Annotated in this window: 13 protein-coding genes; 8 read left to right on the top strand and 5 right to left on the bottom strand. The window is 64.5% G+C overall.

Annotated features, from left to right (window positions below):
- Window positions 1-48: 48 nt before the first annotated feature.
- Window positions 49-342, bottom strand: coding sequence for a WhiB family transcriptional regulator (locus FGL95_RS14375; RefSeq protein WP_169587850.1), 294 nt, complete (start codon window positions 340-342; stop codon window positions 49-51).
- Between the two features lie 539 nt (window positions 343-881).
- On the opposite strand from FGL95_RS14375, the gene FGL95_RS14370 reads away from it, so the two are divergent.
- The 3 genes from FGL95_RS14370 (at window position 882) to FGL95_RS14360 (ending at window position 3,461) form a co-directional block, all read left to right on the top strand.
- On the top strand, window positions 882-1,700 hold the full coding sequence (locus FGL95_RS14370) for a hypothetical protein (protein ID WP_169587848.1): 819 nt from the start codon (window positions 882-884) through the stop codon (window positions 1,698-1,700).
- Between the two features lie 125 nt (window positions 1,701-1,825).
- Window positions 1,826-2,404, top strand: a complete 579-nt coding sequence (locus FGL95_RS14365) for a sigma-70 family RNA polymerase sigma factor (RefSeq protein ID WP_169587846.1) — start codon at window positions 1,826-1,828, stop codon at window positions 2,402-2,404.
- The gene (locus FGL95_RS14360) at window positions 2,397-3,461 is read left to right on the top strand and encodes an anti-sigma-D factor RsdA (RefSeq protein ID WP_169587844.1); all 1,065 of its coding nucleotides are present in this window, start codon (window positions 2,397-2,399) and stop codon (window positions 3,459-3,461) included. The genes FGL95_RS14365 and FGL95_RS14360 overlap by 8 nt, the downstream gene beginning before the upstream one ends.
- Before the next feature lie 95 nt (window positions 3,462-3,556).
- On the opposite strand, the gene FGL95_RS14355 is transcribed toward FGL95_RS14360, so the two are convergent.
- A complete protein-coding gene (locus FGL95_RS14355; RefSeq protein ID WP_169587842.1) occupies window positions 3,557-3,964 on the bottom strand; it encodes a DUF5319 family protein in 408 nt (135 codons plus the stop codon).
- Between the two features lie 183 nt (window positions 3,965-4,147).
- On the opposite strand from FGL95_RS14355, the gene guaB reads away from it, so the two are divergent.
- The 3 genes from guaB (at window position 4,148) to guaA (ending at window position 8,562) form a co-directional block, all read left to right on the top strand.
- Window positions 4,148-5,692, top strand: coding sequence for an IMP dehydrogenase (gene guaB, locus FGL95_RS14350; protein WP_206071849.1), 1,545 nt, complete (start codon window positions 4,148-4,150; stop codon window positions 5,690-5,692).
- A gap of 138 nt (window positions 5,693-5,830) precedes the next feature.
- Window positions 5,831-6,973 (top strand): GuaB3 family IMP dehydrogenase-related protein, encoded by a 1,143-nt coding sequence (locus tag FGL95_RS14345; RefSeq protein ID WP_169587840.1) that lies wholly within the window; start codon window positions 5,831-5,833, stop codon window positions 6,971-6,973.
- 32 nt (window positions 6,974-7,005) lie between these two features.
- A complete protein-coding gene (gene guaA, locus FGL95_RS14340) occupies window positions 7,006-8,562 on the top strand; it encodes a glutamine-hydrolyzing GMP synthase (protein ID WP_169587838.1) in 1,557 nt (518 codons plus the stop codon).
- A 4-nt stretch (window positions 8,563-8,566) separates the two neighbouring features.
- Here guaA and FGL95_RS14335 read toward each other — a convergent pair whose 3' ends face one another.
- Together FGL95_RS14335 and FGL95_RS14330 are read right to left on the bottom strand one after the other, a co-directional pair.
- Window positions 8,567-8,770, bottom strand: coding sequence for a hypothetical protein (locus FGL95_RS14335; RefSeq protein WP_169587836.1), 204 nt, complete (start codon window positions 8,768-8,770; stop codon window positions 8,567-8,569).
- On the bottom strand, window positions 8,763-10,151 hold the full coding sequence (locus FGL95_RS14330) for a PspC domain-containing protein (RefSeq protein WP_169587834.1): 1,389 nt from the start codon (window positions 10,149-10,151) through the stop codon (window positions 8,763-8,765). Before FGL95_RS14330 ends, FGL95_RS14335 begins: the two co-directional genes overlap by 8 nt.
- A 112-nt stretch (window positions 10,152-10,263) precedes the next feature.
- Here FGL95_RS14330 and FGL95_RS14325 point away from each other — a divergent pair, with 112 nt between their 5' ends.
- Both FGL95_RS14325 and FGL95_RS14320 read left to right on the top strand, forming a co-directional pair.
- Window positions 10,264-11,562 (top strand): ATP-binding protein, encoded by a 1,299-nt coding sequence (locus tag FGL95_RS14325; RefSeq protein WP_206071848.1) that lies wholly within the window; start codon window positions 10,264-10,266, stop codon window positions 11,560-11,562.
- Window positions 11,559-12,221: a LuxR C-terminal-related transcriptional regulator gene (locus FGL95_RS14320; RefSeq protein ID WP_169587832.1), complete on the top strand. Its 663-nt coding sequence runs from the start codon at window positions 11,559-11,561 to the stop codon at window positions 12,219-12,221. Before FGL95_RS14325 ends, FGL95_RS14320 begins: the two co-directional genes overlap by 4 nt.
- A gap of 9 nt (window positions 12,222-12,230) precedes the next feature.
- On the opposite strand, the gene FGL95_RS14315 is transcribed toward FGL95_RS14320, so the two are convergent.
- Window positions 12,231-13,409 carry a serine/threonine-protein kinase gene (locus tag FGL95_RS14315; protein WP_338079857.1) on the bottom strand — a complete coding sequence of 393 codons (1,179 nt, stop codon included), beginning with the start codon at window positions 13,407-13,409 and terminating at the stop codon, window positions 12,231-12,233.
- Window positions 13,410-13,614 lie beyond the last annotated feature (205 nt).

Below are 13,614 nucleotides of genomic sequence, written 5' to 3'. Positions count from 1 at the left end.
CCCCTTCATGCAGGCTGACTGCATGAAGGGGTCCTTCGGTCTGTATGGCTATCCGGCCATGCGCCGGCGGATCCGGCGGGCGTAGAGCTCGCGTTCGGTCTCCGACATGCCACCCCAGATTCCGTAGGGTTCGCTCACGTTGAGCGCGTGGTTGCGGCACTGAGCGAGCACGGGGCACTGGCGGCAGATCTCTTTGGCGCGCAACTCGCGTTGGGAGCGGGCACGGCCGCGTTCGCCGTCGGGATGGAAGAACACTGAGGAATCGACTCCGCGGCAGAGACCGCGCATTTGCCAGTCCCAGATGTCTGCGTTCGGCCCGGGTAGGTGTGTCGGTGCAGGCATGTGAACTCCTAGTGGTGCGAGCTCGTGAGAGTCGTCAAGTAGTGCGGATCAGTCGCAATCGTCGAGACTGGTGGGCGATGAGCAACGTTAGGGTGCGTATTGAAATAACGTCAATAGTTGGATTGGGTGGCGATTTCCATAACCTGATTTCAGAGAATTAACCTGGAATCCGTTTACTTTCGCCGATCGTCATGATCTCGGGTAGTCTCGACGCTGCTTTTCGAACGCCATATGTCGGCGCTGCGGACCTGCGTCGGTGAGGAATATTCGCAGCTCAAGGGTAATATTTCGCTATCGAATCGAGATGTGACTCGCAGCCATCAGGAGGGCCCGGCGAGGGCAGTGTGAAGGCGCAGTTTCGTTACCGAAATCGGTGTCCGAGAAGTCTGGATAAGGTGTTTGTGAGCGCACTTCGGTTAATTGGTCATCCGGACGTTTTGCGAGATTAACCCAAACGAAACAAATCCTCGCGATCCAAACCATTCCGTTTCGGATCCACCGCCGGTATTCGTCCTCGCCGCAGGAACTATGGTTGCCCAGTGCGCAGCGAGCTCCCCCCGGGGTCAGAGTCCGACCTCGAGGCCGTCGCGTTCGGGGCCGATCCAGGCCGAGCCCGCCTCATGCCTGCCGTCGACGCGCGGAGCGCATGGCTACGCGCAGTGGCACTCGGTGGACAAGGGCACTACGGCAGGGCCCGATCGGAGTTGCGGGCCGCGCGGTCGCTCGCCGGTCCCGATCGCTCGCTGCAGTCGCTCATCGTGAGTACCGAAGCCTCGTTGCTGCGCCAGCTCGGCTGGCATCGCACTGCCGCCCAACGTGACGGTGCGGCTCTTGCACTGCTCAACGGGGTAAGCAGTGATACCGATTCGACCGCGGCTCGCTGCGATGGTTTCACGGGGTTGGCAGCCGATGCCCTCGGCGTCGGTCGATTCGCATTGGGGCACCGACTCATCCAGCGCTGCGACGAGATGCTCGACGCTGCCGGCGCGGACCAGGCGTTGTGGCGTCAGCACATCCGACGGCAGTGGGTCGGAGCGGAACTCGCACTCGGCGGTGGCGACGCTCGACGTGCGATGAAACACGCGCAGGCGGCGAAGGAGTTGTCGGACACAGGTCCGTCGGTGCGCCACCGCGTCAAGTCTTCGCTGCTCGTGGCGGCGTGTTTCGCCGCGTCCGACCGCCTGGCGGAGGCGCACTCCGAGGCGCGGGAGGTTGTCGATCAGTCCGCGCGGTTCGGCTTGATTCCACTGCGCTGGGCAGCGGCGATGCTGCTGGCAGGTACGGGTTGCCCGAACGAAATCGCTGCTGCGAGTGCGAGCTTGATTTTCCGGCGCGGTGGCCGGTTCTACCAACCTTGAGCCGATCGCTGCAGTGTTGAGATAAGAGCGGGATACCGCGGTGGCTATTGTTGTTACCGTTCCGCCGCGGCGGAAGCATGCCCGGTGGGGGACGTGCCACTGTAACGCCAGGGAATTCGCTAACGATGACTAATACGGGTGAGGAGTTGGACTCCGCCGTAGCTGCCGCAGCGCAGGGCGACAGAGCCTCTCTCTCCCTCGTCCTGGAAATTGTCCGGCCCCTGGTTGTGCGGTATTGCAGAGCTAGGGTCGGATCTGCGGAGCGTGGGCAGCTCTCCGCAGACGATGTGGCGCAGGAGGTATGCCTCGCCGTGATGACCGCGTTGCCTCGGTATCAAGACCAAGGTCGGCCATTCATGGCCTTCGTGTACGGAATTGCTTCGCACAAGGTCGCAGACGCTCATCGAAATGCTGGGCGTAACAAAGCGGACCCGATGGCCGAGGTACCAGACGTAATATCCACCGACAATGGCCCCGAGCAGCAGGCCCTCGATTCTGAGGCCAGCAGGCAAATGAACGATTTGCTCTCGACACTTCCCGAAAAGCACCGCGAGATTTTGATCCTCAGGTTGGTTGTCGGGCTATCGGCGGAAGAGACGGCAGCAGCCGTTGGCAGCACAGCAGGCGCAGTACGCGTCGCCCAGCACCGGGCGATCGCGAAACTGAAGACTCAGGTAGCTAAGGCAGGTGAAATGTATGGCTAGGGACAGTAAGCGCGGCCGCTTCGGCGCGGGATCGCAGCACGCCGATCCCTACGCCGACGCGAATGTGGACGGTACTCCGGTCGACATCGCAGCGGTCCGACGTGACGACGAGCTGATCGATGCCATCGCGAGCGACGGACCTGTCGCGACAGACAGCACGGACGAGTACCAAATAGCGTCTCTGCTCGCCAACTGGCGTGCGGAGCTCACGATGCCGCCGCTGCCCGCGGCGCCCGATATCGACACCGTATTCGCAGCGGTGAACCAGGAGATCGGTGCCAGGGCGGCCCGCGCCAACGCCGGCGGACGGTTGCGACTGGTCAGGCCGATCGTCGGAGCAGCTGCTGCAATTGCCCTGGTCGTCGGCGGAATGACGGCGTTCTCGTACAACGCCGAGCCCGGTGATCCGCTGTGGAAGGTCAAGCAGGTCGTGTTCAGCGAACAGGCGAACTCGACCATGGCGAACATCGACACAAGCTCGGACCTGGAAGAAGCGCAGAAGCTCCTCGACAGCGGCAAGCCTGCTGCAGCCAAGGAGAAGCTGGAGCATGCGGCATCCCGCGTCACCGACGTCAACGACGCCCAGGATCGCGACGCCCTGCTCGAGATGTGGAAGAAGCTGAACGAGCAGATCGCCAAGGTGCTCCCGACGGCGCCCGGTTCGAACACGACGTCGCAGCCGACATCGCCGGAGTCCTCGGTGTCCGTCGAGACGAAGCCGAGTCCGAGCACCTCGCCGAAGCCGAATCCTGCGCTCGTGCCGGGGGATTCATCGGCGGTGACTGTCTCGCCGACACCGAAGCCCGCTGACTCGACTCCGCCGGAGACGACAACCACAACCGACGTGACGACGACCACGACACAGGCACCCGTCACGACGACGACACCGGCCCCTGTCACTTCAAGTGAGCCCCCGCCGGTTGTCGTGCCGCCGGTGACGCCGACCAGCGCCGCCAACAGCGCACCGGTACCTGAACCGCCTGTGATCGAGACGTCAGGGTCGACGTCCGAGTCGTCCGTCCCGCAGATCCCAGGCTTGCGCAACCTGACCCGCTAGCGGACCGAACACCAACGAAAAGGCCCCCCGGTACTCCGGGGGGCCTTTCGTGTTGTTCATGCCGTTCCGTGCCCCTCACGGGGCGGCACGGGCGTTCAGCTGTCGAAGCCGTCGCCGCCGTGTAGCGCTTCGTTCATCGATGCGTCGGCGTAGCCACGGCAGTAGTCCCACGTGACGTAGGCCTCGGGCGTCGGATCGTAGGCGGGCTCGTGCGGACGCACGGTGCCATCGACGAGAAGCTGGAGCAGGTTCGCGCGCAACATGTCCCAGTCGTGATAGTGATCCTGCTTGCAGTCCTCGCACGACACGACCAGACCGCGGATGCCGCGGTCGGCGAGCAGTGCTTCGTACACCGCGAGATCGGCGAGGTCTTCTTCGACTGCGAGGCGTTCCTGCAGATCGAGAGGTTGACCGGGCTCGAGCTCGTCGAGTGCAGCCGATGGATCCGAGGGGTCACCCGCAAACGGGTCCGGCGGTAGGCCTGGAGGCAAATGGTCGCGCACACGTCAACGGTACGCAGATCGGGTACGTCTGCGCCAGCCGCAGGCGGGACACGTCCACTCCGTGAGCCGATACCATGGAATGCACAGCTGGGGAATAATGCTTCCCGCCCAGCCATTCAACGGGTTATCAGTTAGAGATCCCGCAGTGCCGTCACTACCGAATGTCCCAGGAGGGCCCGATCGATGAGTAGTCCCCGCGGACCGGTGGACGGAGTGCATGTGCGCACCGGTGGTGACGACCCGAACAAGATCGCGATGCTCGGGCTGACCTTCGACGACGTGCTGCTGCTTCCGGCCGCCTCGAACCTAATTCCGAGTGCAGTCGACACCTCCAGCAAGCTGACCAGGGAAATCGAGCTGCGAGTCCCCCTCGTCAGCTCAGCGATGGACACTGTCACCGAAGCTCGCATGGCGATCGCGATGGCGCGTGCCGGCGGGATGGGCGTGCTGCACCGCAACCTGTCGGCTGCCGATCAGGCGGCTCAGGTCGAGACGGTGAAGCGCTCCGAAGCCGGAATGGTCACCGATCCGGTCACGTGCAACCCGGAAAATACGCTCGCCGAGGTTGACGCGTTGTGCGCGCGGTTCCGGATTTCCGGCCTGCCCGTGACGGACGCGGCCGGCAGTCTTGTGGGAATTATCACCAATCGCGATATGCGATTCGAGGTCGATCAGAGTCGCCGAGTCGCCGACGTGATGACCAAAGCGCCGTTGATCACCGCCCGCGAAGGCGTTACCGCCGAAGCCGCGCTCGGCTTGCTGCGTCGCCACAAGGTCGAGAAGCTCCCGATCGTCGACGGCAAGGGCCATCTCACCGGTCTCATCACGGTGAAAGACTTCGTCAAGACCGAACAGCACCCGCTCGCCACCAAGGACCGTGACGGCAGGCTCCTGGTCGGCGCTGCCGTGGGTGTCGGCCAAGACGCGTGGGCACGCGCGATGCTGCTGACCGAGGCGGGTGTGGACGTCCTCATCGTCGATACCGCACACGGCCACCAGGTCCAGGTGCTGGAGATGGTCAGCAAGGTCAAGGCCGAGGTCGGCGACCGCGTGCAGGTTGTCGGCGGAAACATCGCGACCCGCGCCGGCGCCTTGGCGCTCGTCGAGGCGGGCGCGGACGCGGTCAAGGTCGGCGTCGGACCAGGGTCGATCTGCACCACGCGCGTTGTCGCCGGAGTCGGTGCGCCGCAGATCACCGCAATCCTCGAAGCTGTCGCAGCCTGCAAGCCGGCCGGAGTTCCGGTCATCGCCGACGGTGGTCTGCAGTTCTCGGGCGACATAGCGAAGGCGCTGGCTGCAGGTGCCTCGACGGCCATGCTCGGATCGCTGCTCGCCGGCACGGCGGAGTCGCCAGGCGAGCTGATTCTGGTCGGCGGCAAGCAGTTCAAGAGTTACCGCGGCATGGGCTCACTCGGCGCGATGGCCGGGCGTGGGCAGGGCCAGGCCTCGTCGTTCTCGAAGGATCGTTACTTCCAGGACGACGTGCTGTCCGAGGAGAAGCTGATTCCCGAGGGCATCGAAGGCCGCGTGCCGTTCCGCGGACCACTCAACCAGGTGATTCACCAACTCACCGGCGGCCTCCGCGCAGCAATGGGCTACACCGGCGCGAACACGATCGCCGAGCTGCAGAACGCGCAGTTCGTGCAGATCACCGCCGCTGGGCTGAAGGAAAGTCATCCGCACGACATCACCATGACGGTTGAAGCACCCAACTACGCAGCAAGGTAAGTTGGCCTCCGCTGAGCAAGCGAGCGGGCCGGCGGGGTCTGGACTGAGGAGCGTGACCGCGAAGCGGGAGCGACGAGGGAAGACACCGTCGAAAAGCCCGCTCGCGCAGCGAAGCAAATTAGACACAGGAGGCACGTAGTGCGGGATCTCGTCGAGATCGGCATGGGCAGAACTGCTCGTCGGACGTACGAGCTTGATGATGTCGATATCGTTCCGTCGCGGCGGACGAGGTCGTCGCAACAGGCGTCAACGGCGTGGCAGATCGATGCCTACCGGTTCGATATCCCAATTTTGGCGCATCCGACCGATGCGTTGATGTCGCCGGACACCGTCATCGCGCTCGGCAAGGCAGGCGGCCTCGGTGTTTTGAACGGCGAGGGGTTGTGGGCGAGGCACGCCGACGTCGATGCGAAGCTCGAGCAGCTCATCGAGGTTGCCGAGTCGGACGCTGATGTCGATGCCTCGATCACGCTGCTTCAGCAACTCCACAGCGCACCGTTGCAGCCGGACCTACTCGGGGCTGCGATCGCCCGGATTCGCGAGTCTGGAGTGACCACAGCGGTCCGTGTGAGCCCGCAGAACGCGCGTGCTCTCACGCCGCTGCTGGTGCAGGCCGGCGTCGACCTGCTGTTCGTGCACGGCACGATCATTTCTGCCGAGCATGTCGATCCCTCGGGCGACGAACCGCTCAACCTGAAGACGTTCATCGCTGAGCTCGACGTGCCAGTCGTTGCAGGCGGCGTCAGCGACCACCGGACTGCGTTGCACCTGATGCGTACCGGTGCCGCAGGCGTGATCGTCGGGTACGGCTCGTTCGAAGGTGCGACGACGACTGGTGAGGTCCTGGGAATCGGCGTGCCGATGGCGACCGCCATTGCGGATGCTGCAGCGGCTCGACGCGATTACCTGGACGAGACCGGCGGCAGGTATGTGCATGTGATCGCCGACGGCGATATCGAGACGTCCGGGCAGCTCGCGAAGGCGATTGCATGCGGCGCCGACGCGGCCATGCTCGGGGTGCCGCTGGCGGTCGCTGCGGAGGCCCCCGGTGCCGGTTGGTACTGGCCGTCTGCAGCGGCGCACCCGTCGATGCCACGTGGCGCGTTGTTGCCTGTGGCTCCCGGTGGCTCTCGACCGAGCTTGGACAAGGTGCTCAACGGCCCGTCGAACGATCCGTTCGGATCTTTGAATCTCGTTGGTGGACTGCGTCGCTCGATGGCGAAGTCGGGCTACTCGGACCTCAAGGAATTTCAGAAGGTCGGTTTGGCCGTCCGCGCCTGAAGGCCGCACAGAGGGCCCAATAGACTGGGCGGGTGTCAGATACCCCCCAGGCCAGGCCGGTTCTCGTCGTCGACTTCGGTGCGCAGTACGCGCAGCTGATCGCGCGGCGGGTTCGTGAGGCGAATGTCTACTCGGAGGTCGTGCCGCATACGGCGACGGTCGAGGAGATCGCTGCCAAGAATCCACTCGCGGTAGTTCTGTCTGGCGGTCCGTCCAGCGTGTACGCGGAAGGCGCGCCGCAGTTGGATCCGCGCTTGTTCGACCTCGACATCCCGGTCTTCGGTATCTGCTACGGCTTCCAGGCCATGGCGCAGGCACTCGGGGGCGTCGTGACGAACACCGGAACGCGCGAGTACGGACGCACCGATCTGAGTGTCGACGGTGGCGTGCTGCACGACGGACTGCCTGCCGTGCAGCCGGTATGGATGAGCCATGGCGACGCGGTCACCGATGCGCCGCAAGGCTTCTCGGTAACCGGGACGAGCGTCGGTGCACCGGTGGCGGCGTTCGAGAATGTCGAGCGCCGGCTTGCGGGCGTGCAGTATCACCCCGAGGTCTTGCATTCGCCGCACGGTCAGCAGGTGCTCGGCCGCTTCCTTCACGACATTGCCGGTATCGGCTCGACGTGGACGGCCGCGAGCATCGCCGAATCGTTGGTCGCCCAAGTGCGTGACCAGATCGGCGACGGTCATGCGATTTGCGGGTTGTCCGGTGGTGTCGACTCGGCGGTCGCTGCGGCACTGGTGCAACGAGCAATCGGTGACCGTTTGACCTGCGTGTTCGTCGACCACGGACTGTTGCGTGCCGGTGAACGCGAGCAAGTTCAGCAGGATTTCGTCGCCGCAACCGGCGCGAAACTGATCACGGTCAATGCGGTCGACAAGTTCCTCGGCGAACTCGACGGCGTGTCCGATCCGGAAGAGAAGCGCAAGATCATCGGTCGCGAGTTCATCCGCAGCTTCGAGGGCGCGGTGGCCGAAGTGACGCATGCCGAATCTGTCGACTTCCTCGTTCAGGGCACCCTCTACCCGGATGTGGTCGAGTCCGGCGGTGGTTCGGGGACCGCCAACATCAAGAGTCATCACAACGTCGGGGGGCTACCCGACGATTTGGAATTCAAGCTGGTCGAGCCGCTGCGCCTGCTGTTCAAAGACGAGGTCCGTGCGGTCGGGCGGGAGCTTGGCCTGCCACAGGAAATCGTTGGGCGCCAACCCTTCCCGGGGCCTGGGCTGGCGATCCGGATCGTAGGCGAGGTCACGCGCGACCGGCTCGCCACCTTGCGGCAGGCCGATGCCATCGCCCGCGAAGAGTTGACCGCGGCAGGTCTCGACGGCCAGATCTGGCAGTGTCCGGTCGTGTTGCTTGCCGATGTTCGCAGCGTGGGCGTGCAGGGCGACGGCCGGACCTATGGGCACCCGATCGTGCTTCGTCCGGTATCGAGCGAGGATGCGATGACCGCCGACTGGACGCGGCTGCCTTACGAAGTGCTGGAACGCATTTCGACCCGGATCACCAACGAGGTTGCGGAGGTGAACCGGGTCGTGCTCGACGTGACCAGCAAGCCGCCGGGCACCATCGAGTGGGAGTAGCTCGCTAGCGTTTCGAACTCGGGGCGATGACCAGCACGGCCCCGACGACGATGGCGGCGACGACGAAGAACCAGCCGACGTGGTTGTCCGTCAATGCCGCCCACGTATCCGGTCCCGCGAGTGCCCACACGCTGACCGCGACAGCGATCAGGCCGGGCAGCAGCAAGAGGGCGGATGGTCCGCGCTTGGTCGATTCGTTGTCACCCACGGTGTACCTCCACGCTGCCGAGTCGGGTCTTGATGTTGAGGGTCAGCACTGGACCTTTGGTGCCGTCCGCGCCACCGTCGGTCCCATCGGGAATGCCGGTGACTTCGCCCGCGAAGATCGTGCTCGTTTTGTGGACGTCCAGGTTCGCGGGCAACAGGACCTTCAGCTCTGCCAGCTGCGCATCGATGTCGACCGTCTTGTTCTCGGACAGTTCGAGCTCGCGCAGGTCGAGGTTGCCCGAGCCGAGGAGCAGCGAGTAGTCGGACTGCAGGTCCGCAGCGGTGGTCGGCTTCCATTGCTTGTCACCCAGGGTGGCGGCGTCGAAATCGACCGGTCCGAGCAACGAGGCGACGACGACGAAAGCCGTCAGCGGACCGGTCACGACGAGCAGGCCGTAGCCGCGTCGCAGGAATGCCCCGAGGATCAACCCCAACCCGATCACTGCGAGCGAGATGGCACCGATTCGTCCAGGTGAGAGCCAATCCGCTCCGGCGAACGCAGCGGCGGAGGTGCCTGCTGCCGCGAGGATCGCGATTCCGAGAACGGTCGACGTCAGCCGTGACCGCGGCCGGACCACCTTTTCCGGTGCAGCGACCGCTCCGGTCGGCTCGGGTAGATCCCACGCGAACGGGGCGACACCGAGTGGATCCCACGAAGGCGGCATGCCTTGGACCGGGAAGCCCGCGGTCTGGGAGAGAGTCTCGACTTTCGTCTGTTTCGTCTCTTTCGTCAGCGATGGTCCGGCAGTCGGGGCAGCCGCGTCCGCCGGCGTATCGGCGACCGGCTCGTCCGCAGGCACGTCGGGAACGTAGCGGTCGGGCAACCGGGTGTAGGGACTGTACTGGTCGGTGAAGAGGCTTTCGCCTGCTGCCGGGTTGAATCGACTTGTGGTGTAGCCGGTTCCGGGATAGCCCGTGATGGGAGCGACGGGGAGATGGCCAGCGGGCAACGGTGGCGGGACTGGCCGGCGCTGGTGCAGCAACCAGAGGCCGCCGAGCAGCAGAACGGTCGAGATCAGTCCGGATCCACCGAGGCCGACACCGATGGGGCCCATCGTGGTCAGCGCGATCGCGAGTGCGACGACGAGGACGATTGCCTTGGTGTGCGATTCCGAGCTGCGGCCTTTGCCGAAGAGGGACTCGGCTACCGACGACTCGTCGCCGATCTGGTTGAGGAACAACCAGGACGCCAGGTAGAGCACGATGCCCGCGCCGCCGAAAATCGTTGCGACGACGAATGCCACACGAATCAGGACGGCATCGACGCCGTACCGATACGCGATGCCGGCGGCGACGCCCGCGACGGGACCCTTGTCGGGTAGCCGCACGGGCCGGGTTCGCCAAATTTCGTGGATTTGATCAGCGAAGGTCGAATTCCTCATGCCACCAATGGTGGTGATAGCGGTGGTCTCCCACATCGGGGCGAACCCTGATCTTTCCCCGGATTCTTATGTCCACCGGCCTGGATCGGCGAATAGATCAGGGCGATCCCCGATGCCGCGAGCGCGCCGAATCGGGCAGTATCGAAGAGTGCAGCCTGCCAGTTATCCGCTACCGGCGCCGGACCCTTCGGAGGGCCGGCTGGTTCGGCGTTCCGGTGGGCGGATCATCGGCGGCGTTGCGGGCGGGCTAGCCGATCATCTCGGCGTCGATGTGCTCAAGGTTCGGATCGCCTTCGTCGTTCTCGCGGCGATGGCGGGCGCAGGCATCGTCGGCTATGGACTGCTGTGGATTTTCACACCAGGCGGAACGGATACCGAACGGCCCAGCGCCGCGGAGCGCAAGCAGGCCATCGGGTTTGCAATCTTGGGGCTGGGCCTCTCGGCCGCCGTGTCATGGGCGTTCAGCGGGACAGCGGGGTCGGTCATTGCTCCGATCGTCGTGGTCGCCGTCGGTGCGGCGCTGGTGTGGCGGGAGTTCGACTCCGAGGGACCGCGGTCGGCAATCGGGTTGCCGCAACGGCCGAATGTGCTCACCTGGGCCCGAATCATCGGTGGCACAACGCTGATCGTCGTCGGCCTCGGTGTCGTCGTTGTCGCGAGAGTCAACCTGAATTCGCTCGGCTCGTCGTTGCTGGCGGTGTTCGTCACTCTCGTCGGAGCGGGATTGCTCACGGTCCCACTGTGGTTGCGGATGCTGCGGGCGCTCAATGCGGAACGGGCGGCCCGCATCCGGAACGAAGAGCGTGAGGAAATCGCCTCGCATCTCCACGATTCCGTGCTGCAGACTCTTGCCCTCATTCAGCGGCAAGCGGAAAGTCCGCAAGAGGTCATGCGATTGGCGCGTGGCCAGGAGCGCGAACTTCGCAAGTGGCTGTTCAGTGGTGGGGAGACGGCGCATTCGAGCCTTGCTGCGGCCATGCGGACCATCGCAGGCGAGGTCGAGGATCAGCATGGAGTGAAGGTGACTCCGGTGACGGTCGGTGACGTCGCAATGGGTGACGAGCCATCCGAGCGTGGTTTGCCGAAGGAGCATTTCACCGCACTCCTCGGTGCGACGCGAGAGGCTTTGGTCAACGCGGCCAAGCATTCCGGCTGTGTGGACATCGATCTGTTCGCAGAGGTCGAAGCCGAGCAGGTAAGTGTGTTCGTGCGCGACCGCGGAAAAGGTTTCGACGTGGATGCCGTTTCGGAGGACCGGCATGGTCTCACCCGGTCCATTCGTGGCCGTATCGAACGCCGCGGCGGCGAGGTCGATCTGCGGTCTACGATCGGCAAAGGTACCGAGATTCGAATCTGTATGCCACGCAATGGCTTCGCAAGTGACCATCGTCCCGAGGAGCAGTCCAGTTGAGCTCGTCACCCCCGTCGTTGCCGTATCGCGTCTTCCTGGTCGACGATCACGCCGTCTTTCGCTCGGGCGTTCGCGCCGAGTTGAGTTCGGCCGCCGACATCGAGGTCGTCGGTGAAGCCGGTGGGGTCGCCGAGGCGGTCGCAGGCATCAACGCAACCCACCCGAACGTCGTCTTGCTCGACGTACACATGCCTGATGGCGGGGGTGTGTCGGTGTTGCGCGGGATCCATCCTGGGCCGGTCTGTCTGGCGTTGAGCGTTTCGGACGCGGCAGAGGACGTCATCGCGGTGATCAGGGCAGGCGCGCGAGGGTATGTGACCAAGACGATCTCGGGAACCGAACTCGCCGAAGGGATTCGGCGAGTAGCGGGCGGGGATGCGGTGTTCAGTCCGCGGCTGGCCGGGTTCGTTCTCGATTCCTTCACCGGTCTGTCGGCAGCACCGGAGCCTGCGCTCGACCCGGAACTGGATTCGTTGACTCCCCGCGAACTCGAGGTGCTACGTCTGCTCGCTCGCGGATACACCTACCGGGAGATCGCCGAAGATCTCTTCATTTCGGTGAAAACCGTTGAGACGCATGCATCGAATGTCCTGCGGAAAACCCAGCAATCCAATCGCAACGCGTTGACGAGATGGGCGCATCGCCGTCGGATCGACTAGATCGGTCGACTAGAAGATCAGCACGACCGCTGCCGCGATTCCGGCGATGACCGCGACCAGCAGCACCATCGCGATCAGCAGCGGTGCGGTCTGCGACTTCGATTGTGCGGCAGCCTTCTTCGGTGTGCTCGCCACTGGTGGCTTGGCAGGTGGGCGAGGTGGTTCGGGGCGTGGTCGAGGTGTCATGGGTGGATGAGAAGTGCGGCTCGACGACGGCGGGGTCTGCGGTCGGTTCGGACGACGAGCGGTGAACGACACGTTTCGCTGAGCCCAATCCGGCACGGTGCCGTCGGCGGAGCGAATCGGCGCGCCGAGAATGTATCCGGCGTTGCCGCCCTTGCCGACGGTGATCGTCACGAGTTCGTCGCGTGCCTGCGCCATCGTCGGCCGACGGGCCGGGTCGGGTTCGAGCATGTGGAGCAGGGCGTCGGCGATGGGGCCGGAGAGTTGGGGCGGGATGATCTCGCCGGTGGCGACGCGCTGAAGAAATGTGGCCGAGTCTTCGTTGAAGCCGAACGGAGGTTGGCCCTCGACCGCGGTGTAAAGCGTTGCACCCAGGGAGAACACGTCGCTAGCGGAGGTTGGATCCGCACCGCGTGCCACCTCAGGAGCGAAGTATGCGGGGGTACCGGTGATGACGTCACTGCGCTCGTCGTGATCGCCTTTTGCCAGCGAAATGCCGAAGTCACTGATCTTCACTGTGCCGACATGGCGACCGCGGTCGGCGATCAGAATGTTGCCCGGTTTGATGTCGCGGTGCACGATGCCTGCAGCGTGGGCATCGGCGAGTGCGTCTGCGACCTGAGCGCCGATCTGTGCGACCTCGAACGGCGGCAGGGTGTCCATGATATTCAGCGCCTGCGCGAGGCTGCGCGAGGAAAGGTACTCCATGACGAGCCAGGGCTCGCCGGACTCCACGGCGACGTCGTACATCGCGATGGCGTGATGGTGTGACAGGGAAGCGGCGATGCGGCCCTCCCGGATCGTGCGGTTGCGGACTTCCGCGGCCTTCTCGGGGCTCATCCCTGCGGTGGACGCGACTCGTTTGATCGCGACGTCTCGGTCCAGCAGTTTGTCGTGAGCGAGCCAGACGGCGCCCATGCCGCCGCCGCCGAGTTTCGCTTGCAGCCGGTAGCGGCCGGCCACCAAGTAGTCAGGGCCGACACCCGGTCCAGAGCGTTCCGTCACCTGAGCGAGCGTATCGCGTGTCGGTGCCGAGGCTTAACGTATGCGGGGTCAGGCTACCGGTTTGTGACGACCGTGTTGCTGGATAGTTGCCCTGAACTGGACTTGACGAGGTTTTGTCGAAGGTCTTTACTGGAAGTAGTTCGAAACTCTGTTCGAATGAGCTGTTGATCAACCGCGTCTTCCCCGTGGTTGCCGACGCCGAAAT

Source organism: Antrihabitans stalactiti, assembly GCF_012932915.1.
Taxonomy (GTDB): domain Bacteria; phylum Actinomycetota; class Actinomycetes; order Mycobacteriales; family Mycobacteriaceae; genus Antrihabitans; species Antrihabitans stalactiti.
The sequence above is the reverse complement of the archived record's forward strand: the minus strand, read 5'-3'. Positions and strand labels throughout refer to the sequence as shown.